The organism is Occallatibacter gabretensis, assembly GCF_001449115.1.
In the GTDB taxonomy this organism is placed as follows: domain Bacteria; phylum Acidobacteriota; class Terriglobia; order Terriglobales; family Acidobacteriaceae; genus Telmatobacter; species Telmatobacter gabretensis.
In genome coordinates, this window is the sequence record NZ_LAIJ01000009.1 from 2,191,375 (window position 1) to 2,216,400 (window position 25,026).

The 25,026-nt window shown below is 58.7% G+C and carries 22 protein-coding genes; 13 read left to right on the plus strand and 9 right to left on the minus strand.

Annotated elements, in window-relative coordinates; genetic code table 11:
* The first annotated feature begins 215 nt into the window (after positions 1 to 215).
* From VO84_RS15465 to VO84_RS15475, 3 genes are all read left to right on the plus strand, one after another.
* Positions 216 to 1,277: a VWA domain-containing protein gene (locus VO84_RS15465; RefSeq protein ID WP_231737968.1), complete on the plus strand. Its 1,062-nt coding sequence runs from the start codon at positions 216 to 218 to the stop codon at positions 1,275 to 1,277.
* Between the two features lie 34 nt (positions 1,278 to 1,311).
* Positions 1,312 to 2,334, plus strand: coding sequence for a VWA domain-containing protein (locus VO84_RS15470; RefSeq protein ID WP_058188466.1), 1,023 nt, complete (start codon positions 1,312 to 1,314; stop codon positions 2,332 to 2,334).
* Positions 2,335 to 2,486: 152 nt separating this feature from the next.
* Positions 2,487 to 3,635: a trans-sulfuration enzyme family protein gene (locus tag VO84_RS15475; RefSeq protein ID WP_058188467.1), complete on the plus strand. Its 1,149-nt coding sequence runs from the start codon at positions 2,487 to 2,489 to the stop codon at positions 3,633 to 3,635.
* Between the two features lie 31 nt (positions 3,636 to 3,666).
* Here the strand turns inward: VO84_RS15475 and VO84_RS15480 are convergent, their stop codons facing one another.
* From VO84_RS15480 to VO84_RS15490, 3 genes are all read right to left on the minus strand, one after another.
* Complete coding sequence (locus tag VO84_RS15480; RefSeq protein WP_058188468.1) at positions 3,667 to 4,329, minus strand: Fic family protein; 663 nt, start codon at positions 4,327 to 4,329, stop codon at positions 3,667 to 3,669.
* Positions 4,329 to 4,511: a hypothetical protein gene (locus tag VO84_RS15485; RefSeq protein WP_058188469.1), complete on the minus strand. Its 183-nt coding sequence runs from the start codon at positions 4,509 to 4,511 to the stop codon at positions 4,329 to 4,331. The genes VO84_RS15480 and VO84_RS15485 overlap by 1 nt, the downstream gene beginning before the upstream one ends.
* A gap of 129 nt (positions 4,512 to 4,640) precedes the next feature.
* Positions 4,641 to 6,239, minus strand: coding sequence for a DHA2 family efflux MFS transporter permease subunit (locus VO84_RS15490; RefSeq protein WP_058188470.1), 1,599 nt, complete (start codon positions 6,237 to 6,239; stop codon positions 4,641 to 4,643).
* 139 nt (positions 6,240 to 6,378) lie between these two features.
* Between VO84_RS15490 and VO84_RS15495 the strand changes: the two genes are divergently transcribed.
* The 7 genes from VO84_RS15495 (at position 6,379) to VO84_RS15525 (ending at position 11,136) form a co-directional block, all read left to right on the plus strand.
* Positions 6,379 to 6,714, plus strand: coding sequence for a hypothetical protein (locus VO84_RS15495; RefSeq protein WP_058188471.1), 336 nt, complete (start codon positions 6,379 to 6,381; stop codon positions 6,712 to 6,714).
* A gap of 30 nt (positions 6,715 to 6,744) precedes the next feature.
* Entirely contained in the window at positions 6,745 to 7,434 is a 690-nt protein-coding gene (gene tsaB, locus VO84_RS15500; protein WP_082662020.1) for a tRNA (adenosine(37)-N6)-threonylcarbamoyltransferase complex dimerization subunit type 1 TsaB, read from the plus strand.
* Entirely contained in the window at positions 7,431 to 7,895 is a 465-nt protein-coding gene (locus VO84_RS15505) for a GNAT family N-acetyltransferase (RefSeq protein ID WP_058188473.1), read from the plus strand. The genes tsaB and VO84_RS15505 overlap by 4 nt, the downstream gene beginning before the upstream one ends.
* Before the next feature lie 139 nt (positions 7,896 to 8,034).
* Entirely contained in the window at positions 8,035 to 8,244 is a 210-nt protein-coding gene (locus VO84_RS15510) for a YdcH family protein (RefSeq protein WP_058188474.1), read from the plus strand.
* Positions 8,245 to 8,361: 117 nt separating this feature from the next.
* Positions 8,362 to 9,078 carry a phosphatidylserine decarboxylase family protein gene (locus VO84_RS15515; RefSeq protein WP_082662021.1) on the plus strand — a complete coding sequence of 239 codons (717 nt, stop codon included), beginning with the start codon at positions 8,362 to 8,364 and terminating at the stop codon, positions 9,076 to 9,078.
* Complete coding sequence (locus VO84_RS15520) at positions 9,078 to 10,013, plus strand: CDP-alcohol phosphatidyltransferase family protein (RefSeq protein ID WP_058188475.1); 936 nt, start codon at positions 9,078 to 9,080, stop codon at positions 10,011 to 10,013. Before VO84_RS15515 ends, VO84_RS15520 begins: the two co-directional genes overlap by 1 nt.
* A gap of 97 nt (positions 10,014 to 10,110) precedes the next feature.
* Positions 10,111 to 11,136 (plus strand): Asd/ArgC dimerization domain-containing protein, encoded by a 1,026-nt coding sequence (locus VO84_RS15525; RefSeq protein ID WP_231737970.1) that lies wholly within the window; start codon positions 10,111 to 10,113, stop codon positions 11,134 to 11,136.
* A 161-nt stretch (positions 11,137 to 11,297) separates the two neighbouring features.
* On the opposite strand, the gene VO84_RS15530 is transcribed toward VO84_RS15525, so the two are convergent.
* From VO84_RS15530 to purH, 3 genes are all read right to left on the minus strand, one after another.
* Positions 11,298 to 12,437, minus strand: a complete 1,140-nt coding sequence (locus tag VO84_RS15530) for a deoxyguanosinetriphosphate triphosphohydrolase family protein (RefSeq protein ID WP_058188476.1) — start codon at positions 12,435 to 12,437, stop codon at positions 11,298 to 11,300.
* A 100-nt stretch (positions 12,438 to 12,537) separates the two neighbouring features.
* Positions 12,538 to 14,685: a tetratricopeptide repeat protein gene (locus VO84_RS15535; protein ID WP_058188477.1), complete on the minus strand. Its 2,148-nt coding sequence runs from the start codon at positions 14,683 to 14,685 to the stop codon at positions 12,538 to 12,540.
* A gap of 186 nt (positions 14,686 to 14,871) precedes the next feature.
* Positions 14,872 to 16,458, minus strand: a complete 1,587-nt coding sequence (purH, locus tag VO84_RS15540; RefSeq protein WP_058188478.1) for a bifunctional phosphoribosylaminoimidazolecarboxamide formyltransferase/IMP cyclohydrolase — start codon at positions 16,456 to 16,458, stop codon at positions 14,872 to 14,874.
* Positions 16,459 to 16,538: 80 nt separating this feature from the next.
* Here purH and VO84_RS15545 point away from each other — a divergent pair, with 80 nt between their 5' ends.
* Complete coding sequence (locus tag VO84_RS15545; RefSeq protein WP_058188479.1) at positions 16,539 to 17,411, plus strand: rhomboid family intramembrane serine protease; 873 nt, start codon at positions 16,539 to 16,541, stop codon at positions 17,409 to 17,411.
* Between the two features lie 10 nt (positions 17,412 to 17,421).
* Here the strand turns inward: VO84_RS15545 and VO84_RS15550 are convergent, their stop codons facing one another.
* The 3 genes from VO84_RS15550 to VO84_RS15560 form a co-directional block, all read right to left on the minus strand.
* The gene (locus VO84_RS15550; RefSeq protein WP_058188810.1) at positions 17,422 to 17,769 is read right to left on the minus strand and encodes a helix-turn-helix domain-containing protein; all 348 of its coding nucleotides are present in this window, start codon (positions 17,767 to 17,769) and stop codon (positions 17,422 to 17,424) included.
* A gap of 161 nt (positions 17,770 to 17,930) precedes the next feature.
* Positions 17,931 to 18,683 carry a dienelactone hydrolase family protein gene (locus tag VO84_RS15555; RefSeq protein WP_058188480.1) on the minus strand — a complete coding sequence of 251 codons (753 nt, stop codon included), beginning with the start codon at positions 18,681 to 18,683 and terminating at the stop codon, positions 17,931 to 17,933.
* Positions 18,684 to 18,729: 46 nt separating this feature from the next.
* On the minus strand, positions 18,730 to 19,260 hold the full coding sequence (locus tag VO84_RS15560) for a GNAT family N-acetyltransferase (protein WP_157439951.1): 531 nt from the start codon (positions 19,258 to 19,260) through the stop codon (positions 18,730 to 18,732).
* Positions 19,261 to 19,383: 123 nt separating this feature from the next.
* Here VO84_RS15560 and VO84_RS15565 point away from each other — a divergent pair, with 123 nt between their 5' ends.
* Together VO84_RS15565 and VO84_RS15570 are read left to right on the plus strand one after the other, a co-directional pair.
* Positions 19,384 to 22,827, plus strand: a complete 3,444-nt coding sequence (locus VO84_RS15565) for a TonB-dependent receptor (RefSeq protein WP_082662022.1) — start codon at positions 19,384 to 19,386, stop codon at positions 22,825 to 22,827.
* 23 nt (positions 22,828 to 22,850) lie between these two features.
* Positions 22,851 to 24,998: a VWA domain-containing protein gene (locus VO84_RS15570; protein WP_231737972.1), complete on the plus strand. Its 2,148-nt coding sequence runs from the start codon at positions 22,851 to 22,853 to the stop codon at positions 24,996 to 24,998.
* Positions 24,999 to 25,026: the final 28 nt, after the last annotated feature.

Consider the following 25,026-nt stretch of genomic DNA (forward strand, 5'->3'; position numbering starts at 1 on the left):
AAATTAAGAGGAAGCTCTACGCAGATTGGTAATTCAGATTTCAGGCTCGATTGTATCTCAGAGAAAATCAGATAACGTCTGGTGTTGTTCGAGCGTCCAACTTTAAGTAGTGTGCCTCGTGCTACTATCACGATCACGTCCCCGCGGCTGTTTCCCGGTTCAGCGGTATGAGAACAATAACAAGCTCGATTTCGACTTTCGGCCAGTGTCTCTCCTTGTCAAAGCTTCTCGTCTCCGGACGAGTGGGGAGAGTTGCTGCGCCGGTCTTGCTGGCTGCGTGCTGGCTTGCTGCCGCCGGTCCGGTTGCGATTTACGGGCAGGATGATCCTCTGAACAAAATTCATGTGACCCCTCCGCCGGCTTCAGCGCCCGCCAATGGTGCGCCTGCGGGGGCGGAAGCTCCTGCAGCCTCAGGCAAAGATGCGACCAAGGCGCGTCCGGGCGGGGTAATCCGGATGAATGTGAACCTGGTGCTGGTCCCTGTGACGGTGACGGACCCGATGAACCGGCTGGTGACGGGGCTGGAGAAGGACGACTTCAGGCTTTACGAGAACAATACCGAGCAGAAGATCAAGAATTTTGCCAGCGAGGACGCACCGGTTTCGATCGGCATTATCTTTGACCTTTCGGGATCAATGACATCGAAGCTGGTTCGGGCGCGGGAGTCGATTCTGCAGTTCATCAAGACGGCGAACCCGCAGGACGAGTTTTTTGTGATCGGGTTCAATGACCGGCCGGAGCTGATTGAGGACTTCACCAGTTCCGTGGAAGACATTGAGGCCCGGCTGGCGACGGTGAAAAGCGGGCACAGGACGGCGCTGCTGGATGCAATCTACTACGGTGTGGCCAAGATGAAGGACGCGCGGCAGGAGCGAAAGGCGCTGTTGGTGGTTTCCGATGGCGGCGACAACCGCTCGCGCTACACGGAAGGCGAAGTGAAGTCGCAGGTGCGCGAGTCTGATACGGAGATTTATTCGATCGGCATTTTTGATAACTATGCGGCCACGCCGGAAGAGCGCACGGGCCCGATTCTGCTGAACGAGCTGTGCGAGGAGACGGGTGGGAGAATGTTCCGCGTGGACGATCTCTCCGAGATGGGAGACATTGCGGAGAAGATCTCTACCGAGCTGCGAAACCAGTACGTGATTGGATATACGCCCAAGGATCTACAACATGACGGTAAGTGGCGTAAAGTGAAGGTGAAGCTGACTCCGCCGCAGGGGTTGCCACCTCTGACGGTCCACGCACGTACGGGCTACTATGCGCCATTGCAGTAGAGCAATATTTACAACCATTTTTCTTGCAGGCGCTGTGGTTTTCGCGGCGGCGCAGAACAATCCCGCATCTGGGCCTGCCCAGAGCCCGGGCCAGGCTCCGCCGGCGGCGGATCGCGATCCCGTGCGCTCGCCGGACGGCAATGCCGCACCGCCCCCCTCTGCCGCTGAAGTGGAAAAAAACGGCGGCGGCTTCATCATGCACACGGATGTGGAAGAGGTGGTGATGTACGCCACTGTGCTGAGAGGCAACCAGATGGTACAGGACCTGAAGAAAGAGGATTTTCAGGTTTTTGAGGACGGGGCCAAGCAGAACATTCTCAGCTTTCAGCACACGGACCTGCCGGTATCGATCGGGCTGGTGGTGGATAACTCCGGCTCGATGTCGAAGAAACGGCCCTCCGTGAACAAGAGCGCGCTGGATTTGATCCAGGCGTCCAATCCGGCAGACGAAGCATTTGTGGTGAATTTCTCGGATGAGGCGTATATCGATCAGGAGTTCACGTCGGACGTGAACAGGCTGCGCGATGGATTAGGGCATATCGAATCGCGCGGCGGAACGGCACTGTATGACGCGGTGGTGGCCTCGGCAGACAAGCTGGCGCAGGACGCGAAACGGCCCAAGCAGGTGCTGATCATCATTACGGACGGCGAGGATAATGCTTCCACGCTGAACCTGGAACAGACGATTCACCGCGTTCAGGAGCTGTCGGGGCCGGTGGTCTATACGATCGGACTGCTTTTTGGCGATGAGATGAGCCACGCGGAAGTGCGCCACGCCAAGCGAGCGCTGGAGATGCTTTCGGGCGAGACGGGCGGGATGGCGTTCTTTCCGAAGTCGATTGAGCAGATTGACCAGATTGCGGCGGAGGTGGCGCGGGATATTCGCAGCCAGTACACGATCGGGTATCACTCGACGAAACCGAGTACGCAGCAGGGCTTTCGGCGCGTGGATGTGACGGCCGCGGAGAAGGGTGAAGGTAAGCTGACGGTGCGGACGCGGACGGGGTACTTCCCGATGGTGAAGCCGGCGAAGAAGGCGGCGCAGGCGGGGAACTAGAGCGCGATACTTTTGCCAGTTGCTTCAGCAGCATTGAATGGCATATATCGCAATTTAAGGCTACATTCCCACCATTAGCTGCTGAGTCAGAGTCTGTTTCTTTTGAGCGCGATAGACTGAAAGTGACAACCTTACTGGAGCCATACTTTTTCATGTCTGAATACAAGTACTCGACTCTTGCAGTGCATGCGGGACAGCATCCGGACCCGCTGACAGGCGCAATCAATGTGCCACTTTATCTCTCCTCCACGTTTGAGCTGACCGGCATCGGTACGGATCGCGGGTGGGATTACTCGCGAGCTGGAAACCCGACGCGCGACCGGCTGGAGTTTGCACTGGCCAAGCTCGAGGGCGGCTATAGCGGCCATGCCTTTACGAGTGGCATGGCGGCGATTGCCGCGATGGTGGCGATGCTGAAGACGGGTGACCATCTGCTCTGCGCGCTCGACGTGTATGGCGGCACGGTGCGGCTTTTCAATGAGATTATTGTGCTCTACGGGATCGAGATCGAATATGTGGATATGTCGGATCTCGCGCTGGTGGAGAAGGCGATCCGGCCGAATACAAAGCTGATTTATCTTGAGTCTCCGAGCAATCCGCGGATGGTGCTGACGGATATTGCGGCGGTTGCCAAGATCGCGCACGCGCATGGTGTCGAGGTGGGCGTAGACAACACGTTTATGTCGCCTTGCCTGCAGAACCCGATCGCGCTGGGTGCGGATATTGTGATGCACTCGACGACGAAGTATCTGAATGGGCACTCGGATGGCATCGGCGGGGCGTTGATTGGTTCGACACCGGAACATAAGGAGCGCTTTCTGCTGGTACAGAAGGCGGCGGGCGGCGTGATGTCGCCGTTTGAGTGCTTCCTGGTGCTGCGCGGCATCAAGACCATGCCGCTGCGGATCAAGCAGCATGAGGAGAACGGGCGCGCAGTTGCGGAGTATCTGTCAACGCATCCCAAGGTGCAGAAGTTGAATTATCCGGGACTGAAGACGCATCCGCAGCATGAGCTGGCGGTGCGGCAGCAGAAGGGCTTCGGCTCGATGCTGAGCATGGAACTGGGCACGCGCGATAACTGCGCGAAGTTTCTTGCGGCGCTGAAGATCTTTCTGAATGCGGAGTCGCTGGGCGGAGTTGAGTCGCTGGCTTCGCATTCGGCTACTACGACGCATGCTACGGTGTCGGCGGCAGATCGCGAGGCTATGGGCATTACCGAGGGAATGATCCGGCTGTCCATGGGTATTGAGGATAAGGAAGACTTGATTGCTGATCTGGAGCAGGCGCTGGCTAGCTTCTAAGAACAATTTACGAAGAGCGAATTAGGGGAGATTAGTCTTCCCCTAATTTTGCGTCTTCATGCACTTCGTAGAGCTGCTTTGCAAGCATTGAGCTCAATAGTTCCTTCATCGCGGATAGGTCTATTTTGCCTTCTTTGTAAGCGATGTCTGCGGCCTCTAAGGCTTTGTAATAAGGCGTTCTGTTTTCCGCAATCTGAGCTGGGATAGTTTTCTTGCCAGGCAAAATATAACCCAGCTTGACGCATAAGACCATATAGGCGACGGCACGCGATGTTCTTCCGTTCCCATCTGCAAATGGATGAATCCAATTCAGCCGCCACATGACATAGGAGGCTAAGTGAAGAGGGCTCTTTTCACTCCATTCTTCATTGACATAGTCGCATAGCTCTTCGATCTTTTCAGGTACTTCAAAAGCTCCGGGCGGAGTATGCCGGCTGCCGCCAATTTTAATTTCCGATGGGCGCCAGTTTCCTGCATAGTTCGAAATGCCAGCTAAGGCTTCACGATGGAGTTGCAGAAGGTGAGATGGACGTAATTTGAAGGGTTGCCGTTCAGGATCGAGGAAGGTCTCGACCATTTTGATCACAGTATCGAATTGTTTTAGCCCGTTGAGCGCTTCCTGCCGGGCGCGCTCTTCAGGGTCGCTGATAATTTCAGGATCGAATGCGTGACTGTGGCGGGTGGCGTCTGGCATTACTGGCTCGGGGACTCCAGTTTTAACGCCTCAGCTTGCTCGTCGATCATTTCTCGGGTAATGAGATTGTTTTCAATACGTGTGTTTCCATACGCAAAGCTGCGCCTTTGCTCCTCGCGCTCTTCTTCGGAGAATGGAGCATGCCTTGCCGTTTCGATTAATTCCTGCAAGTAGTCGGTCATATTCATTCACTCCAAACTCATCTGTACTTTATATCGCACCTTGTCACGTTTTGATTAGGGCGCGCGGGTTGTACCTGAAATAGCAACCCGCGCAAGAAATGAACCCATTTATTTTCTAGGCGATAAGCTTTAGTGTCCCATGCTGACTTCGCCGCCTTTTTTCGGACGCTTCATCAGGAAGGGCAGCGGGACCATGATGAAGAGCAGGAAGACCATGATCCAGGTGACGTCTACGTAGGCGAGCAGGCGGGCCTGCACCTGCGCTATGCCGTAGATCTGCGCGCCGGCGTGCTGCGCGGCGTCGGCTGCGTGCTGGCCGCGCTGCATCCACGCGCCGGTGAGTGCGTTGCGCATCTGCTCAAAGGCGGGATTGCCGGGCGCGGCGTGCTGGTTGAGCATGGCGAGATGGCGCTGGGTGCTGCGTGCCAGAAATGTGGTGACGAAACTGATGCCGACTGAGCCGCCGAGATTACGCGAGAGCGCGGAGAGGCCGCTGATCTCGTTGTTCTTGTGCTGCGGAATGTCGGCGTAGTTGAGCGTGTTGATAGGAATGAAGAGGAACGGCAGGCCGAGGGCGATGCCGGCGCGCCAGCTTACGGCCATAAAGAAGCTGACGTTGAGCGAAAGCTCGGTCATGCGCATCATGCCCAGGCTGGTAAGAAAGAAGCCGATGGCGACGAGCCAGCGAGGATCGAATTTGGGCGCAAAACGGCCCGCGATGGGAAAGAGAACGATGAGGACGATAGCGCCGCTGGAGACTGCCATACCCGCTTGCCGGGCGGTGTAGCCCATGATTTCCTGCAGAAACTGCGGAATGAGCACAGTACTGGAATAGAGAGCCACGCCGACCATGAAGAGGACGAACTGGCTCATGGCGGTATTTCGTCGGGCGAATAATCGCAGGTCGAGGATGGGGTGCTTGATGACCAACTCGCGCCAGATGAAGAGTACGAGGCCGGCGGCGGCGAGGACGGCGCAGGTGACAATGAGGCTGGAGGAGAACCAGTCGTCCTCCTGGCCTTTGTCTAGGAGGATCTGTAGCGCGCCGATGGCGACGACGAGCAGGCCGAGGCCCCAGTAATCCACGCCTTCCTTGCGCTTGCGGCTTTCGGCCAGGTACGGCGGGTCTTCGACGAGGCGGTTGGAGAAATAGAGCGAGATGATGCCGACCGGGATGTTGAGGAAGAAGATCCAGCGCCACGAGTAGTTGTCGATGATCCAGCCGCCGACAGTGGGGCCGATGGCGGGCGCCATGACGACGGCCATGCCATACATGGCGAAGGCCATGGACCGCTTCTCGGGTGGAAAGGTGTCGGCGAGGATGGCCTGCTCGCTGGGCTGCAGGCCGCCGCCGGCTGCGCCCTGCAGTACGCGGCAGAGGACGAGGATGCCGAGGGAGGGGGCAATCCCGCAGAGGAAGGAGCAGATGGTGAAGGCCAGGACGCAGCTCATGTAATAGCGTTTGCGTCCGATGCGGTTGGCGATCCAGCCCGAAATGGGCAGCACCATGGCGTTGGCGACAAGGTAGCTGGTGAGCACCCAGGTGGCTTCGTCCTGGCTGGCGGAAAGAGTGCCGGCGATGTGACCCATGGCCACATTGGCGATGGAGCTGTCGAGAGCCTCCATGAAGGTGGCCAGCGTGACAGTAAAAGCGATGGCCCACGGGTTGGCGCGGGGGCGCCAGACTTCGTGGAACGAGAGGGCGGGTGCTGTCGCCGTGGCGGCCAAAAACTACTCCTGAATGCGTGCGGTTCCGTACCAGAATACCGGATGAATCGGTGTCAGCGGGCTCAGGAAAGCTGGCGGGCAGCGGCGTCAGCATGGACTATAGCTATGATTGGTAATTCTGTATCGAAAAGGATGTTGCATGAATCGAACGGTAGCCATTCTGGTGCTCATTGTTGCGGCCTCACTGGAGGCAGGCGGCGACGCTTTGATGCGGATCGGGCTTCACTCAAACGTCCTCTGGAGCCGGCTGGCGTTCTTCGCGGTGGCGGCAGTTGCCCTCTTTGCATACGGCTGGACGGTGAACGCTCCGCCATGGGATTTCGGAAGATTGCTGGGGCTGTACGTCGTCTTTTTCTTCCTGATTTCACAAATCACTGCCTGGCTGGTATTTAAGCAAGCGCCATCGACGATGGTTCTCATTGGGGGCGGCCTCATCCTCGCGGGCGGAATCGTGATCTCACTGGCGAAGGTATAGCAGATGCAGGATGTGTCATTCTGGTGAGTTATGGCGGCTAAATCGTTACTGGTGCTTGGGATTGACACCTGCGGACCTACGGGGTCTGTGGCGCTGGGGCGGCTCTCTGCAACCCCCGGCTTAGAAGGCCGGTGCTCTAACGGGTCTTCAATTGAAATTTTGGGGCAGACCGAACTGGATGGGCGCAGGTACTCGGAAAAGCTGGTGACCGTGGTGGGAGATCTGCTCAGAAGCCACGGAGTGAAACTGCGGGGTGTGGGCTGCATTGTGGCGGTGAACGGGCCGGGGAGCTTTACCGGCGTTCGGGTGGGGCTGAGCACTGTGAAGGGTTTTGCGATGGGCGCGGGGATGCCCGTGGTGACGATCTCACGGCTTGCGGTGCTGACGGCTAAGGCCGGGGTGAATGCCGCGGCGCTGGATGCGCATCGCGGCGAGGTCTTTCTACGGGTTGTGGGCGGGGAGCTTCTGGCCGGGGTGGACGAACTGGCGGAGATTGCCGCACCGGAGCGGATGGCAGTGTGCGATGAGGCTGCCGCAAAGGTGCTGCGCGCGGCCTGGCCTGAGACGGAGCTGGTCGAGGTGGCAGCGCCGACGGCAGCAGACGCGTTGGAGCACGCTGCTTCGCGTGTGCTGGCGGGGGACTTTGTGGAACTGGCGTTGCTGGATGGGAATTATCTGCGACGGTCGGATGCGGAGATTCATTTTGGAGCATCGGCGTGAGCACGGAAGTGCGGGTGCGCGTGATGGACGCGGCAGATGTAGACGCGGTGACGGCTTTGGCTGCCAAACTACCTATGGCGCCACAGTGGCAGTTGGATGCGTATCTGGCGGCACTCGACCCGCAAACCAGCCCTGTGCGGATTGCGCTGGTTGCGGAGACTGCGCCGAGGGTGCTGATCGGATTTACGGTAGCCTCTGTCATTCCGCCCGAGGCGGAGTTGGAGTCGATTGCCGTGGTGTGGGAGTTTCAACGGAGAGGTGTGGCATGGCGGCTCTTTGAGGCTCTGACCGATAAACTGGCTGCCGCAGGCGTGACGAAAGTACTGCTCGAGGTTCGTGCTTCCAACGCAGCGGCGCTGAGCTTGTACCGGGTTCTGGGATTTGCCGAAACCGGGCGGCGGCCGGGCTACTACGTTCATCCGCCAGAAGATGCGGTGCAGATGCAGCGGGGAATTCAATAATTTGTTGGTGATACCGGTCACAGCACTGTTGTTTCCAATCAAAAATCCACAGGAATTGAGTATCTTTCCTTCGTTTCCCCTTGTAGGGAGTGGGCTGGCGGAGCTATATGTAATACGTCTGTAACCTGAGGAGGTGCCTATGGATGAAATTCAGGATTCGCTGAGCGAAGAATTGAACCGCCTGCACTCCGAACACCACCGCTACGCTCAGCGATTGGATGAGCTGATTCAGAAGCCATATCTTTCCGATGATGAGCAACTGGAAGAGATACGACTGAAGAAGCTGAAACTCCATGCAAAAGATCTGATTTATGCCATCGAACGACGGGTTTCGCTGGCTGTGGTCTAAAAAGGTGGATTAAATTCAGGCGGACCGGTGCGGTGCTGGTTGCACGGCAGCCCCAAGCTCTAGGTGTATCTGGCAGCGCGCAGCGAAAGCGATTGAACCGTATAATCGTTGAGACAGATGGTTCGCGACGGTTACATTTACGGTTTTAGTCTTCTGCTGGTAGCTGCGGTACTGGTGTGGCTTACGGGCGTGTGGACCTGGAGCATCGCGCCAGTCTTACTGGCTGCGTTTTTCCTGTGGTTCTTCCGGAATCCCAATCGATTGATTCCCGCGGGGGATGGGCTTATTGTCTCCCCCGGCGACGGGCTGGTGACGGAGACGGTTCGCATCCAGACGCCTGAGGGCGAACGGCAGCGGATCAGCATTTTCCTGAGCGTCTTTGATGTGCATGTGAATCGTTCGCCGATCTCCGGTGTGCTGAGCACGGTGCGCTACCAGAAGGGCAAGTATCTGAACGCCATGAACCCCGCCAGTGCCGAAAGCAATGAGCAGAATATTGTGACGGTGCGCGGCGAGGGCATGGAAGTAACCTTCAAGCAGATTGCCGGGCTACTGGCCCGGCGAATTGTCTTTAACTACAAGCAGGGCGACCTGGTGGAGCGCGGTCAACTGGTGGGGCTGATCAAGTTCGGCTCCCGCGTGGATGTGGTGGTGCCTGCCGAGGCCGAACTGCAGGTAAAGGTGGGCCAGCGCGTGAAGGGTGGCTCGAGTGTGCTGGCGATGATGGGCGAGGGAGCTCTTGTCTCCCGGATTGAAACCGACCTGAGCCGGCAGATGCGCGCAAAGCTGGGCGAGATTGCGGGTGAGGCTGCGGGGCAGGAGGCAGGGATCTGATGCCGAACCGCGACCAGACAGCGGCACGGGCACACGCTCAGGCACAGCTGCGGCGCGGCATGTATCTGCTGCCATCGCTGTTTACGGTAGGCAATATCGCCGCCGGCTATTATGCCATCCTGGAAATGCTTTCCGCGCTTGTGAGCAGCGGCGAGGCACACACACGCCTGGATCACGCAGCGATCGCGATCCTCTTTGCGATTCCCTTTGACGCGCTGGACGGCCGTATTGCGCGCATGACGAATACGACGAGCGAGTTCGGCAAAGAGCTGGATTCGCTGGCGGACGCGATTACCTTTGGTGTGGCTCCAAGTTTGCTGGCGTATGTCTGGGGCGTGCATTTTCTCCCGGAGACGATTCGGCCGACATGGTGGCCGGATTTGCGGCAGGACCTGGTCTGGGCGGGCGGATTCATCTGCTTTGTGTACCTGATTGGCGGCGTCTCAAGGCTGGCACGGTTCAATATCAGCCCAGACGCGCAGCCGAGAAATCCGGGCAGGCCGGGGCGGAAATATTTTGTCGGCATGCCGATCCCGGCGGCGGCGCTGGTTGTGGCGAGTACAGTGCATTTCTTTGGCGCGTATCCCAACCAGGCATGGTGGGTAGCGCTGGTGTGGATGGCTGTGGTGGGCGCGTGCGGCTTCCTGATGGTGAGCACGTGGCGCTTCTGGTCGGCCAAGGAGATCAACTTCGGGCGCAGCCATCCGTTCCAGATTCTGCTGGTGCTGGCGATTGTGCTGTTCCTGATTTTGCGGTTCTCGCAGGGTGTGCTGTTCAGCGCGGCGCTGCTCTACCTGTTCTCCGGGCTGTGGGCGCGCGCGGCATACTCATGGAGCTGGAGGAGACGGAAACGGCTGGATGCGGCATCGGCCAAAGCGGCTAATCCGCGGCCCGGGCCGGAGCCTGACTCGCTGACCGACTCTCTGCGGCCATAACTTTTCTCTTTCCTTTGTGCCGCGTTCCATCGATTATCGAAAAACGGAAATTCACGCATCAAAAAATCAAAGCAAAATTCAGAACGAAGGACGACACGTGTACAAGATTGCGATTGCCGGCGCTTCCACGCTGCTGGGTAAGGAACTGAAGGAAGTGCTCTCTGAGTCGCCGCTGGCGACGGCGAACTTTATCCTGCTGGATGACGAGCAGGGCCAGGGGCAACTGGACCAGGTAGGCGACGAGGTGACCTTTATTCAGGCCTTCGAGCCGGATTCCTTTGATAAGGCGGACTTCACGTTTTTCTGCGGATCGGAGTTGCTGACACGGCACTATTGGCAGAACGCGCTGCGGGCCGGGTCGATGGTGCTGGACCTTTCAGGCGCACTTGAGGGCGAAGCAGGAGTGCTGGTGCGCGCGGCGTGGCTGGGCGGCGGAGCCGGTCCTGCTGATCTGTTGACGCAAGCCGTGATTCCAGCGCATCCGGCGGCGCTGGCGCTGGGTCTGCTGCTGGGTCGCATCGGGCAGGCTGCGCCGGTGCGGAGCGCGGCGGCGACTCTGCTGGCACCGGCTAGCGAGTTTGGCCGCGGGGCGATGGATGAACTGCATCAGCAGACAGTGAATCTGCTCAGTTTTCAGGGGATGCCGCGGGCCATTTATGATGCGCAGGCGGCCTACAACCTGCTATGTGGAATGGGTGAGAACTCGCAGATAAACCTACAAAAGCTGGAGGAACGGGTTCGGCGGGATTACGCGGTTCTGGGCGGGGGACGTTGGCCGGCCCTGGCTCTGCAGGCGATTGCCGCGCCGACCTTTCACGGCCATGCATTCTCAATTTCTGTCGAACTGGAAAGGCCGGTGGCAATTTCGACGATCGAAGAGGCGTTGAGCGGAGACCATGTCGACCTGGTTCTGGAAGACACGGATTCGCCGTCCAACCTGGCCGCTACGGGGCAAAATGACGTTCTGGTGCGTCTGCGGCCGGTGGCGGAAGGGCGGAATCCGTCGCAGGCGACGCGATTCTGGCTGTGGGCGGCGTCGGACAATCTGAGGTTGAGTGCGCAAAATGCTGTGGATTGTGCGCTGGATTTACGGCGGTTGAGACCGCAGGGGCTTGTGCAGTAAGGGTTAGTTTGGGATTTTACCGGGGAGTTTCTTATGCAGACGCCTTTGCATTGAACTTGTCGATGCAATCTTCTGATTATGTTCTGGTGACTGCGGACTATGGCTTCAAGGCCGTCGAAGATCTGGCTAAGATTGAATTCTTGCCTGCAAAATAATGCGGGTTAGGAAGCGAGCCGTGCCCACGTCTGCTCGATGAAACTGTCTGTCATGCCGGCGATGTAGTCGGTGACGGTGCGCGCCAGGCCCTCTGTGGGAACCTGCTCGCGATGGTCTTCCGGGAGCAGATCTGGATTCGTCACAAAGCGAGTGAAGAGCCCACCGACAACTTCGGCGGCTTCGGCGTGGATCAGCTCCATGTCCGGCGAGTTGTATAGGTTGGCGTAGAGGAAGCGTTTTGCGGTCATGCGCTCGGCTTCCATTGGCGGGCTGAACAAGGCGACGCGCGGACCATGGCGGAGTTCGCCAAGGCTGTCGATGACACCGGCTTCGACGCGACGGGGAATATCTTTGAGCAGATCAGTGACGAGTGCGTTCACCATGCGGCGCGTGGCCTCGCCGGCAAGCACGCGGGGCGGGGCATTGGGGAACTTCTGCTGCGCTTCGGAGTGGAACTCGCGGAAGAGCGGCACGCTTGCGTGAACGGCGTCGATTTCAAGGATGCCGGAGTCGATGCCGTCTTCGATATCGGCGGTGAGGTAGGCGATCTCGTCGGCCAGATCGATGAGTTGGGCTTCGAGTGGCGGACGTAAACCAAGAAAATACTCGGCGAGCTCCGGATGGTCGCTGTCCGAGTAGTCGCGCGAGTGCTTGATGATGCCCTCGCGCACACCGAGCGTAAGATTGAGGCCGCGAAATGCCGGATAGCGCTCCTCAAACCACGTAACGATGCGGAGTGCGTGCAGGTTGTGATCGAAGCTCAGACCGAAGGGCTTAAGCGCATGATCAAGTGCCTTTTCACCGGCATGGCCAAAGGGTGGGTGGCCGATGTCATGCACGAGAGCCAAGGTCTCGGTTAGCTCAATATTGAGGCGGAGCGATGTGGCAAGGGTGCGGGCGATTTGGGCGACTTCAAGGGTGTGAGTGAGGCGGCTGCGAAAGTGATCGCCGGGCTTGCTGCCGGGAGCCTGTGTAAATACCTGTGTCTTGCCGGCAAGGCGGCGGAAGGCGCGAGCATGGACGACGCGTGCGCCGTCGCGGGCAAAGGGAGAGCGATAGGCGTGTGGAGGCTCAGCGTGCGTGCGTTGTGTGAGTTCGCCGCCGGGCGGAACGGCGAGAGAGGCCAGGCTGAATGTTTCGCTCATAACTCAGGTTCTAAGGTACAGGGGATAGGTTACAAAAATGAATTGGCCCGCGTCTTCGGTAGAAAACGCGGGCCTGATGTTTGGGTCGAATGGAATTTGATTACGGTTTGTCGGTGCCCGCGGAGTTGTCCTGTTTGGCCAGCTTCACGTGCGCGCCATCAAGCTTCTTCTGCACTTTGGCCACGTCGCCGGGCTCAATGTCCACGGCAGAGGACTTGGCGTAACCGGCGATGGAAAGTTCCCACTGCGCGGCTGCCAGGCGGATGCGTCCCGTCTTCTCATAGAGATCGCCGAGGTGGTCATGTACTGTGGGATCGCTCTGCGAGCGATCGACAGCCTGACGCAGCTTTTCTTCAGACAGCTCGTACTCGCCGAGCTTGAAGTAAGTCCAGCCGAGTGAATCGAGGAACGCACCATTCGTGGGATCGAGCTCCACGGCCTTGCGGATGTACTTGACAGCCTCTGGCAACCGGACGCCTTTATCGGCCAGCATGTAGCCAAGATAGTTGAGCGTCAGGGCATTGTTGGGGTCAAGATCGAGAGCCTGCTTAAAAAATGCCTCGGCCTGCTCCATATGCTTCTGCCGGTCGGCCAGTTCGCCCTTGAGGAAGAGCACGTTGATGCGCTCCTCTTTTTTGGTGGCCAGCGCGTCGGCTTTGTCCACGGTCTCTTCAGCATCTTTCCAGCGCTTGAGGCGGATGTTGATCTGCGTGATCTCAAGCCATACGCCACGGTCGTCCGGAGAATTATTCAGCAGGCTTTTTGCCGTGGTAATGGCTTCGTCGCCCTTATTCGCATCGACCAGCACATCCGCCAACGCCAGCTTCAGTTCGCGGTTCTTAGGATTGGCGGCGACCGCTGCGCGCGCGGCATCCACGGCTTTGTCGTAGACACGAGATTCGCGGTAGGCGTCAATCTGGCCCTGGTAGCCGCGGACGGCGTTATCGCCACCAAGATCGATCATCTTCTGGTATGTAGCTGCGGCCTGATCTACCTTGCCCTGCTCGTGGTAAACAGAGGCCAGGCGGTCCAGGAAGATGCTGCGATTGTTCTTCTCGCTGTCGGTGTAGGCACCGTTGGCGTGGGAAAGAGCGGGTTGTTCCAGCATCTTCTCGAAGGTGCCGGCGGCCTCGTCATAGCGGCCCAGCACATCCAGAAGCAGGCCTTCGTTGTAGCCGGCTTCGAGGTTGTCCGGTTGCTTCTTTCGGGCCTTGCGAGCGGCAGCCAGAGCATCCTCATACTTGCCTTGACGACGTTCGATGTCGGCGATGCGAACGAGCGAGTCGGCATCATCCGGATTGGCGTCGGCCAGATCCTTGTACTGCTTGAGCGCGTCATCGAGCTGATTGTCGTTGAGCAACGCCTGGCCCAGCGCGTTCAGCGTCTGCTGATCGCCGGGCTGCATGTCATTGGCGCGCTTGTAGGCGGCAATCGCGTCCTTGGGGCGCTTCAGCTGATCATAGGTAGCGCCGAGGGTGAACTCCATGCGTGGAGTACGGTCGGCTTCCGGAACTGACTCGATGATTTTTGCGGTCTGCGCGAGGTTGTTATTTTCGGCGTAGACCCGCGCGAGATTCAGGATGACTTCTTCGGATTCCGGCTCAATGGAGCGCGCGGTCTGGAACTGCTGCTCAGCCTTGGCCTGCTGATGCTTCATCAGGTAGAGCTGTCCGAGGACCATGCGCTGTTCCACGCTGCGCGGCTGCAACTCGACGAGCTTTTCATAGGTAGCGATGGCCTGATCAGCCGAACTGTTGTTGGGCTGCGCCTGCGCTGTGGAACCTGTGTTCTGGTCCTCGCTCAGCTGGCGCAGATAGATGCGCCCCAACAGCTTTAACGCATCGATATTATTAGCGTCTGTCTTCAGGACCTGACGCGCGGTGGTCTCGGCATCATGCGTGCGGCCCGTGCGGAAGTAGAGATCAGCCAAGCCGTTGTAAAGCTGCGGCGAAGATGGATCAGAGTTGATGGCTGCCTTGTACTCCTCGACTGCATGCTGCACATACTCGGGCCGGCCAGTGTTCATGGCCTCATCCTCGTACATGCCGGCCATGGCGGCGTGGAAGTACGCCTGCGAGCGAGCATCCGCATGCGGGTCTGGCAGAGCGTTGGGCTGGCTGGGAGCCTGAGCGGCTGGAGGAGCAGGTGCCTGAGCTGGAGCTGGTGCCTGGGCGAACATTGCGGCGGGGACTGACACGAATAGCGCCAGCCCGAGGAGCGGCAAACGATGCTGAGAATTCATCATCATGTAAGGGAAATCCAAACTCTTTGCGCCATCTCCAGGGTGAATTTCACTCCAAAAACCATGCGCGCCAGAGTAGGCGGGCTCCTACTTCTTATCAGACGATTGTACGCGGGATTAGACGCAGGCGCACGTCCCGGCAGATGGAATTTCCTCTGTCCATCTGCCCTGAAAGCTGTAAGCCGCTCGTAATCAATGCCGGAAGTGGCGGATTCCTGTAAAGACCATTGCGATGCCAAGCCGATCGGCTGCCGCGATGACATCGGCGTCCTTCACCGAGCCGCCGGGCTGAATTACCGCTGTTGCGCCAGCTTCGACGACTGTTTCCAAACCATCCGGGAAGGGAAAGAAGGCATCCGAGGCCGCGACTGTGCCTTTGAGCGGCAGCACGGCTTTCATGGCACCGAACTTGGCAGCGTCCACACGGGACATTTGCCCTGCACCGACGCCGACGGTCTGGCCGTCACGGGCGTAGACGATGGCGTTCGATTTGACGTGCTTGCAAACGCGCCATGCGAAGAGCAGCGCGCTGAACTCCTCAGGCGTGGGCGGGCGTTTGGTGACGACGTTCAGCTCCGATTGCGTGATGCGATCGGTGTCGGCGTCCTGCAACAGAAGACCGCCAGAGACATTTTTCACGACGGGGCGTGCCGGGGCGGATTGGATTTCGACCAGACGAAGATTCTTCTTGGCGGCAAAACGCTCTTTTGCTTCCTCGGTAAAGCCGGGAGCTGCGATGGCTTCGACGAAGAGCTTGGCGATCTCTTCGGCAGCTGCGCCGTCCACGGTGCGATTGATGCCGATGACTCCGCCGAATGCTGAGACCGGGTCGGCAGAGAGAGCCTTCTGGTAAGCCTCCAGCACTGTTGCGCCGGTGGCTGCGCCGCAGGGATTGGTGTGCTTGATAATCGCCACGGCGGGCGGATCGTTTGGCTCCGGGCTGAGTTCCAGCGCCAGCTCCCAGCAGGCGTCGAGGTCGACGAGATTGTTGTAGCTCAGTTCCTTGCCCTGCAATTGCTTTGCGCCGGCCACGCCAAGGCCTGATCCATCTGCGTAAAGTGCGGCGCGCTGGTGTGGGTTTTCGCCGTAACGGAGCGATTGCGCGAGCGGGTAATTGATACGGAGCGTCGTTGGTAAGGCGCCTACATCGGGAGCAGCCGCTTTTGCCGGCTCCGGCGATTCGGCAATTCGGTCCAGTGTGTTCGCAATTGCGGTATCGTAGGCCGCCGTAGTGGCGAAGGCCTGTTTGGCAAGCTTCCAGCGTGTTTCACGAGTTAGCGCACCGTTGTTGGTCTTCAGCTCCTCGGTCAGATCGGCATAATCCGTCACGCGCGTCACAATCGCTACATCTTCGAAGTTCTTTGCCGCGGAGCGCACCATGGATGGGCCGCCGATATCGATGTTTTCAATGAGGTGGCCGAAGGCGACGCCGGGCTGCGCGGCGGTCTTCTCGAAGGCGTAGAGATTTACCACCACCATGTCGATTGGCGCAATGCCATGTGCAGTCACGGCGGCTTCATGCTCGGCATTGCCGCGGATGTAAAGCAGGCCGCCGTGCACCTTGGGATGCAGCGTCTTGACGCGGCCATCGAGCATCTCCGGAAAGCCGGTAAGGTCGCTGATGTCCTTGACATCGAGGCCGGCTTCGCGCAGTGTGCGCGCCGTGCCGCCGGTCGAAATCAACTCTACGCCGTGGCCGGCAAGCGCCCGGGCAAACTCCACAAGTCCCGACTTGTCTGTAACGCTCAACAAAGCACGCTGAATCTTTTTTGCGCTCAAAACTTACTCCTTTTTGCAGTCCTGCATCTTGCGAGGCCAACTGTTCAGAGTACAGCAGGCGCATCGGTTAAAGTGGAGCTATGGGAAGCAATCCCCCATCGTTTCATCCCCAGGGGCCGGGTTATGAAGAACCTGGTTACTCGCCGGAGATTCTTCCGCCGGGGGGCGCGGTTCCGCCGCCGCAGCGCCCGCGTCGCGGATGGTGGGCTGCAGCGCCTGCAACGTATGTTCTCATCGGGATCAATGTCGCAGTTTTCGTTTTGATGACGCTGCGCGGCGTGAGCCCATTTAGTCCGACTTCCGATCAGCTCTTGGGCTGGGGCGCCGATCATGCGCAGGCGGTGCTGATAGACGGCGAGTGGTGGCGCCTCTTCACCGCCATGTTTGTGCACGTGGGCATTGTGCATCTGGGCATGAATATGTGGTGCTTGTGGAACCTGGGCCTGCTGGCCGAGCCGCTGATGGGTTCCTTCGGCGTTATCGCGGTGTATGTGCTCACCGGTGCGGCGGGAAACATGCTTTCCATTGCTCATAATTTTATTCAGCACATGCATGACGCGGGAGACCCGGCCTATCCTGTCGGCGCGGGTGCATCCGGAGCGGTCTTTGGCATTGCCGGAGCGCTGATTGTGCTGCTCAAGAGCTCGCGACTTCCTGTGCCTGCAGACGAGCTCAAAAAGCTGCGCCGCTCGGTGATCACATTTGCGGCGATCAACCTGGTGATTCCCTTTGCGGTGAATTTCGGTGCAGATGCCTTACACGCCGGCCTGCAGATTGACTATATGGCGCACATTGGCGGCTGTGCCTGCGGGCTGCTCTTTGCAGCGCCCATGGTGCCTCGCATCGGCTCGCCGCGCAATGTTTTTTCAGTGCGTCTGCGCACGGCAATCGGAATTGTGCTTGGGGTGCTCGTGCTGTTTGCGTTCTTCCTGGCGCAGTTGCCGCGCGGATGAGCCGCGCGAGTTAGCGCGAGGCCGTCGCTGAGAACTTTCGCACCATGGTCAGCAGTATCTCTCGATCCGGCTTGTTAAGGCTGCTCGAATAGCGCCGCACCTGGGTCAGGAACTTGAGCTCCTCGTCGGAGAGCCGGGGCGCATTCAACTGCTTGTTCAGCGAGTCCTCCGCAAAAAACTGTGCGATCGGAAGATCGAGAGCGGAGGCGATCTTCGAGAGCGTGTCGAGGGAAGGAACGGTGTGGCCGTTCTCCACGCGCGAGAGATAGCACCGCAACAGTCCCGTCTTTTTCTCAATGTCTCCCTGCGAAAGACCCTTTTGCAGGCGATGCGCGCGAATCGTGGTGCCAATCTGCATAGCCATTTCATTCTCCCCGTTTCAGTTTGACCGATCGCGTATCTCTGCGCGGTAGTTACTTAAAGGTAAACATGCTATCGGCAGGATTGCAACCCTCGGAGCGCTTATGGAAGCGCTTTGACGATACTAGTTTGGTGCAGTGTTCTGTTTTGGTGCGGTTGTTAGCGTTGCAAATTCGCAGCAAAGAACCTGTCGATACGCCACAGCGCATCCTTTGCGTCTTCCGGACGGTAGCCCGTCTTGTTGCCGGGGTTTTCGAAGGCGTGGCCTGCGTCGGGATAGATCTTTGCATCCACGGGTTTGCCCAGCGATTTCATGCTTGTTGCGAAGGCTTGCACGGATTCGGGGGAGATTCCGCGATCCTGCCCGCCAAAGTTACCCATCACGGCAGCATTGATCTTTGCCAGGGCATCTTTGTCGGTGGGCAGCGCGCCGTAATTGATGGCCACAGCTCGCAGTGAGGGCTCGGCAATGGCAAGCTGTGCGGCGTATCCGCCGCCCATGCACCAGCCCACGGCACCAATGCGGTCGTGCTTCACATCTTTGCGCGCGGAGAGGAAGGTATACCCAGCGGCGAGATCGCGCACGCCCTGATCCTGTGGTAGACCGCGCATGAGCTCATGCGCCATATCTGGCGTGTCCGCTATTTTGCCGCGGTAGAGATCGACGGCCAGAGCCACGTAGCCCTTTGAGGAGAATCCCGCAGCCTCCTGCTTGATCCAGTCATTTACGCCCCAGTATTCCTGAATGACAATGACGGCAGGATGCGGGCCGGAGCCCTGCGGGAGATAGAGGAAGCCGTTCGCAGTTTCGCCGCCACTGGGAAAGGTGACAGCCTGCTGCGCGAATGCATTTATGCCTGCGACAAGAATCCATATAGTGAAGGCGAGAAGCAGCAGCCGTTGGGCTTTCATGGTTTCTCCAGTTCCTGAGCGTTATACCGGCAAATGGCGTGCAGCGTCAAAGAAGTTTTTCGAGATACTCAATTCCTGCAATCGGGCTGTCATTGTATTGTGGGCAGGGCGTAAAGCCCATGACGAGATACAGCCTGTGGGCATCAGCCATAGCGGCGGGAACGGTGTCGAGGTATACGGCGCGACGTTTTGCATGTGCTGCGCGGTCGAGCACAGCCTGCGTAAGCGTACGCCCCAGACCGAGACCCCGTGCTTCAGGCCGCACCCAGAGACGCTTCATCTCCCATGGGCAAGGGATTGCATTGGAAGAGATGTCGCGCCAGCAGACAAAGCCTGCGGCCACACCATCGGCCCGGGCTATCAGGCAGCCTCCGCCGCGTTCTGTGTAGTTGAGCGGAATCCGCGCGGCCTCCTGCTCAAGTGAGCCAAAACAAAAGCCCGCTACCTGGTCGGTGGCAAGGATGAACTGTCCATATTCGAGCAGCAGAGCACGTGCTTCTGCGAGCGTACCAGCAGATGAGTCTGCGGCAACTTCCTCCAGAGAAACCGTGCGGCGCGGAGCTGCGGTTTGCTGCATGATAAAAGTGTACGTCGGCATGTGGCCGGGCCCAAGGTAAACCTTAGAGCCAAGTACAGCGTCTCTTTGAATACGAGATATAAAAAGTTCTAGAGAAAATCTGAAAGATACCTGGGAGACGGGATGCGGCAAAGAGTTTCAGTGCGGTTGGTAGCTACGGGTGTCTTTGCTGCGAGCGTGTCTCTTTGTGTCGCGCAGACTCAGACGCCTGCTCCAGCTCCAGGTCCGACCTCAGCCTCATCGCCATCCACCGCAACTCCCGCAGCTCTGCCTGCTGCGCCAGCGGCACAGGACGCGACGGTGATGGGCGGCAAGTTGCACGGCGTGGTGAAGAGCGGCAACGTTCCGCTCCCCGGCGTGACGGTGACCGCGCAGAACACGCTGACGGGCAAGCGCTACGCTACTTCGACGGATGTGACCGGCGCGTGGTCCATGACGATTCCACAAAATGGCCGATACGTGATCCGCACGCAGTTTGCGGCCTTTGCGCAGGGCTCGCAGGAGGCGCTGTTTAATGCCAGCAGCAGCCGTGATCAGACGGTCAGTTTTGACCTTACGCTGGCCTCGCGTGCGGCGCAGCAGTCGCAGCAGGCAGATCAGGCGCAGGCGGTACAGGCGATTCGCCAGCTTGCCGGCAACGGCCCGCAGAATCTGAGCCTGATGAGTGCCCTAAGCGCCGATACGCAAAGTGCGGGCAGCGCGGCGGCTGGCGGGAGTGGAGCGGCATTGCCCTCGATTGCCGGCAGCGGCGATTTCGGCGGCGATTCGGTTTCGATCACTGGCCAGAGCGGGCAGGTAAGCTCGCTGGCTGGTGTGGATATGGACCGTGTGCGCGATGCGATTGAGACGATGCGCGCGCAGGGCGGCGGTGGGATGGATCTTAGCGGCGGACTCATGCAGAGCTTCGGTGCGGGTGGCTTTGGAGGCGCATTCGGTGGCGGGTTTGCCGGGGGACCTGGCGGCGGAGCCGGCGGTGGCCGCGGCGGAGCGGGTGGCGGGCGCGGGAATTTTCGCGGATTCAATCCCGGCCAGCCGCATGGCGCGGTCTTCTGGATCGGGTCGAACTCGGCGCTAAATGCAGAGCCTTTCAGTGTGACAGGGCAGCCGCAGGAGCAGCCGGCGAATGGGACGAATCGTTTTGGATTGACCTTCATGACTGCGCCGTATATTCCGGGGCTGACCAAGCCGAGCAACAAGGACACAGTCTTTTTGACGCTCTCCGGGACGCGTGCCTCCAGCCCGTCACTCATTACCGCGACGGTTCCTACCGATGCACAGCGTGGAGGCAACCTGGGCGATGGATATACCGTGACTCCGGTACCGCAGGCCACCGCGTTGCTTGCCTATGTTCCGGAGCCGAATATTTCCTCCGCTGGGCAGAACATTAACTACCAGCGGCTCACGACGGCGCAGACAAACACTTCGCAGGCCGGCGTGCGCTACTTGCGGAGTATCGGTTCGAACGCTTCGCCGATGGGCCTTGGCGGACGTGGCGGTGGCGGTGGCGGACGCCGTTCGCAACAGAGCCAGGGACTGCGACAGAGCATCAACGGGAACTTCAACTGGACTCGTACCGCTTCCGATGCCGTGGGCATTCTGCCGATTCTGGGTGGAAAGACGGCCTCTGATTCCTACTCCGTGCAGGCGGGCTACACGTTGGGTTACAAGAAGCTGACGAATGTCTTCAATGCCAATTGGAATCGCGCGGATAGCAGCACCACCAACTATTTCACCAACGGAACGGACATCGCCACGCAACTTGGCATTCTTGGGCCCAATGGCGAAGCGCTGAACTCCAATCCGTTGAACTACGGCGTGCCGAGTGTGTCGGTTAGCGGGTTCAGCGGCTTTCCAAGCGAAGTGCAACCGGCTTTTTCTGTCTCGCAGACCATATCGCTTTCTGAAACGCTCTCCTGGATTCATGGCAAGCACAACTATCGCTTTGGTGGTGACTACCGGCGCGTGCACCGCGATTTTCTGGGTCGTGGCAATGCTACAGGTGCCTTTACATTTACCAACACGTATCACCAGACCTCTAGTGATGAATCTCTTAACGCGTTGGCCGATTTTCTCACCGGCGAGCCGTCTCAGACATCGATCTCTGCAGCGGAGAGTAAATCCTATCTGCGTGACAACGTATTTGATTTCTACGCCAATGACGACTGGCGCGCGCGCCCGAGCCTGACGATCAACTATGGCATCCGCTATGACTTCTACGCGCCTTACACGGAGAAGTACAATCGCATGGCGATGGTGGATACGAACCCCGATGGGGGATTCACCAACGTGAGCCAGGTTGTTGCCGGCGCCACCAGTCCCAACTACGGGCCCATTCCTGATTCGCTTGTTTACCCCTATCGCGTGGGCTTCTCACCGCGGCTTGGGATCGCATGGCGTGTGCCGAAGGTCAAACAGATGGTGGTGCGCGCCGGCTATGGCCTCAATTACACGGTAGGCGAGTATTCGACCTTCGCTTCGAACTTTGCCTATCAGCCGCCGTTTGTAAACGAGCAGACGAATAACTGCCAGTCAGCGACGCCCTGCTACTCGCTCGCCGAAGGCTTTGGCACGGTGAATGCGCAGGGTACGTACGCGCTTGATCCGCATTACAGGCTGCCGCATGTGCAGGTTTATAACCTCGATGTGCAGAAGACGCTGCCGTGGGACATTGTGCTGAACGTGGGCTATAACGGTTCCATTGGCGGCAACATGGACATCAAGATCGCGCCGCGCGCCACCCCGTCGAGTCCCAATACCGACCTTGCCGTAGTGCCGTTCTACTATCTCGAAGACGGAGCCTTCTATCACTTCAATGCGGGCACGGTGCGTTTGAATAAGCGCCTTACGAAAGGTTTTGCAGTGGGCGCAAATTATCAATGGGCGCATGCTATCGATAACGCGGGCGGCGTGGGTGGCAACACGCCCATCACCGCGCAGAACTGGCAGGACATACGCGGTGAGGTCAGCGATTCCACGATCGATCAGCGGCATAAAGTGACCGGAACGTATCTCTATGAACTGCCCTTTGGTAAGGACAAGTTCTGGGTCACCAGCGGCACGGCCTCGCATATTCTGGAAGGCTTTTCTGTCTCCGGCTCATTTACCTTCGCCACCGGCACGCCGCTCAATCTGACGTATGGCTCGGCATCCTCAGACGCAGCATGCGGCACGCTGGGCAATTTGCGCCCTGATTATGTGCAGGGAGTTTCGCCCTCAGACGGAGCTGGGACGTTGCAGCAATGGTTCAACCCAAAAGCTTTCAGTCAGCCTGGCGCCAGCTCGTCAGCGTCACAACAGAGTCCCTATCCGTGTGCAAACTATGGGAGCGTGCCGCGCAACGTGCTCACGGGGCCGGGAACGATATCGAATAACATGTCGCTCTCCAAGACCATGCAACTCGGCGATACGCGCAGCTGGGAGTTCCGCGCTACGGCGAGCAATGTCTTTAATACTGTGCAGTACGCGACAGTCGATACTAACGTGAGCAACCAGAAATCAACCTTTGGGCGGGTTTTGAGTGCAGCCCAGATGCGGCAGTTTAACTTTACGACGAGGTTTCGATTCTGATGCGGCACAGGCAATATAGCTCGATGATGAGATTTGCCGCCTCAGCGGCTGCGGCTGCGCTGATGGTTCCGCCCGTCAGTCCTGCGTTCGCGCAAGCTCAGCAGCAGAGCCAGCAGACTCAGAGCCAGAATCAGCCTGACGCCGGCTTCGTGATGCGCATCAACTCGGAGCTGGTGCTGACCAATGTCGTGGCCCGCGATGCGAAGACCGGGGAAGTTGTTCGCGGTCTCAAGCAGAGCGACTTTTCAATCTCTGAGAATGGAAAGACGCAACAGATTGTGAGCTTCGACTTTCAGAGCGTGGACATGGCCACGCCGCTCAGTGAGGCTACTGTCAGCGGTCTTGCCATGGGCAATAGCGGCAACAAGGCTGTCGTCGTTGCCAAGCCGGAGGAGCTTCGCAATCATCGGCTCATTGTGATGTTCTTCGATCTTACGTCGATGCAGCCTGAAGACCTGGACCGCTGCGTGGATGCGGCGCGCGACTTTCTCAAGACGAAATTGCAAACCGCTGATCTCGTCGCGCTTGTTTCGCTCGGCGACACGCTCAAGGTCGATCAGGACTTTACTGCCAACAAGGACGCGCTCATTCAGGAAGTGGGTCTCTACAACGGCACCGAAGGGCAGGGTTTTGCGCAGGGCGCGAACGCCAACTCCAACCAGGTAGAAGACACGACAGGCTACACGCCCGACGAGAGCGAGTACAACGACCTCAACACGGACCGAGAGCTCTTCGCGCTGCGCGCTATTTCGAAGTCGCTTGAGCGCATTACGGAGAAGAAATCGCTGCTGTATTTCTCCGGTGGCATATCACGTGACGGCATTGAGAATCAGGCATCGTTGCGCGCGGCCATCAATGCCGCCGTACGCGCCAATCTGGCTATCTACAGCGTGGATACACGCGGATTGCAGGCGGTATCACCGCTCGGTGACGCTTCCACCGGCAACCTGCGGGGTAGCGGCGGATACAACGGCGGCTCGCTGATGAACAACATGAATCAGAACTTCCAGACGCAGGAAGTGATGGCGACGCTCAGCACCGACACCGGCGGCAAGGCCTTCTTTGATTCGAATGATTTCGCGCCGGCGTTCGCACAAGTGCAGAAGGACAATTCAGCCTATTATGCCATTGGTTTTCACTCCAGCAATCCGGCGCGCGACGGCAAGTATCGCCACCTGACCATCAAGATCAACAAGCCCGGAATCAAGCTTGAATTCCGCCCCGGCTATTATGCTCCGGCGGACTTCCAGCACTCCGGCAAAGAGGATCGTGAGCGCGAGCTTGAAGATCAGCTTGGCAGCGATCTGCCCGCAACAGACATGGCAATTTACATGGATGCCATGTACTTCCGGATGGATGACAACCGTTACTATGTGCCGGTTTCGCTCATCGTGCCCGGCTCGCAGATTCCGTTTGTGAAGGGCGGCGATAAGGACAAGGCCACGCTGGACATTATCGGCGCGGTCATTGATGAAGCCAAGCGCCCCATTGGTCGCGCGCGGGAGACGGTTAAGTTGAACCTTGATTCCGCGCAGCAGGCGCGGCAGAAGAACATTCAGTACAACACCAGCTTTAACCTGCCGCCGGGTAAATATCAGATCAAGTTCCTGGTGCGCGAAAATCAGACGGGGCATATGGGATCGTTTGTGGCGGACGTTACGCTGCCCGATATGAAGAAGTCTCCGCTGAGGATGAGCTCGATCGTGCTGGCTTCCACGCGGCAGCCCAGCAAGGCGCAGACTCCGCTGGTGCGCGGGGGGCAGCAGTACGTGCCGAACATCAGCCATGTCTTCCGGCAGGATCAGCATCTGTATCTGCTCTACGAGATCTATGCGCCGGGTCGTGAGAAGCTGGCGGAGAATGCGCCCAAAGGAACAAAGCCCGGTATCAACCTGCTGAGCAGCTTAGAACTCATTCAAGGCTCGACGAAGGTGTATGAGTCGCCGCTGGTGCAGGCAAAGGAGACCAACATCGAGGGGCGTGATGCCGTTTCGGTTGAGCTGGACGTGCCGCTCGCCGATCTCAAGCCGGGTTCCTACATCTGCCAGTTGAACGTGATCGACGATGCGGCGGGCAGCTTCTCTTTCCCGCGCTTTGCTGTGCTGGTGAAGGAGCCTGCTGTAGCTGCTCCAGTTACTCCAGTTGCGGGCGCAGCGCCGACAGGCCGCTGATTTCCTGGTACAAAGCTGAGGGAGATGC

Excerpts from the sequence above, each read along its gene's own strand:
- VO84_RS15475 (WP_058188467.1), top strand. The coding sequence starts at position 2,487 with ATGTCTGAATACAAGTACTCGACTCTTGCAGTGCATGCGGGACAGCAT.
- VO84_RS15480 (WP_058188468.1), bottom strand. The coding sequence starts at position 4,329 with ATGCCAGACGCCACCCGCCACAGTCACGCATTCGATCCTGAAATTATC.
- VO84_RS15485 (WP_058188469.1), bottom strand. The coding sequence starts at position 4,511 with ATGACCGACTACTTGCAGGAATTAATCGAAACGGCAAGGCATGCTCCA.
- VO84_RS15495 (WP_058188471.1), top strand. The coding sequence starts at position 6,379 with ATGAATCGAACGGTAGCCATTCTGGTGCTCATTGTTGCGGCCTCACTG.
- tsaB (WP_082662020.1), top strand. The coding sequence starts at position 6,745 with ATGGCGGCTAAATCGTTACTGGTGCTTGGGATTGACACCTGCGGACCT.
- VO84_RS15510 (WP_058188474.1), top strand. The coding sequence starts at position 8,035 with ATGGATGAAATTCAGGATTCGCTGAGCGAAGAATTGAACCGCCTGCAC.
- VO84_RS15515 (WP_082662021.1), top strand. The coding sequence starts at position 8,362 with ATGGTTCGCGACGGTTACATTTACGGTTTTAGTCTTCTGCTGGTAGCT.
- VO84_RS15520 (WP_058188475.1), top strand. The coding sequence starts at position 9,078 with ATGCCGAACCGCGACCAGACAGCGGCACGGGCACACGCTCAGGCACAG.
- VO84_RS15530 (WP_058188476.1), bottom strand. The coding sequence starts at position 12,437 with ATGAGCGAAACATTCAGCCTGGCCTCTCTCGCCGTTCCGCCCGGCGGC.
- VO84_RS15535 (WP_058188477.1), bottom strand. The coding sequence starts at position 14,685 with ATGATGATGAATTCTCAGCATCGTTTGCCGCTCCTCGGGCTGGCGCTA.
- VO84_RS15545 (WP_058188479.1), top strand. The coding sequence starts at position 16,539 with ATGGGAAGCAATCCCCCATCGTTTCATCCCCAGGGGCCGGGTTATGAA.
- VO84_RS15550 (WP_058188810.1), bottom strand. The coding sequence starts at position 17,769 with ATGCAGATTGGCACCACGATTCGCGCGCATCGCCTGCAAAAGGGTCTT.
- VO84_RS15555 (WP_058188480.1), bottom strand. The coding sequence starts at position 18,683 with ATGAAAGCCCAACGGCTGCTGCTTCTCGCCTTCACTATATGGATTCTT.
- VO84_RS15560 (WP_157439951.1), bottom strand. The coding sequence starts at position 19,260 with ATGCAGCAAACCGCAGCTCCGCGCCGCACGGTTTCTCTGGAGGAAGTT.
- VO84_RS15565 (WP_082662022.1), top strand. The coding sequence starts at position 19,384 with ATGCGGCAAAGAGTTTCAGTGCGGTTGGTAGCTACGGGTGTCTTTGCT.
- VO84_RS15570 (WP_231737972.1), top strand. The coding sequence starts at position 22,851 with ATGATGAGATTTGCCGCCTCAGCGGCTGCGGCTGCGCTGATGGTTCCG.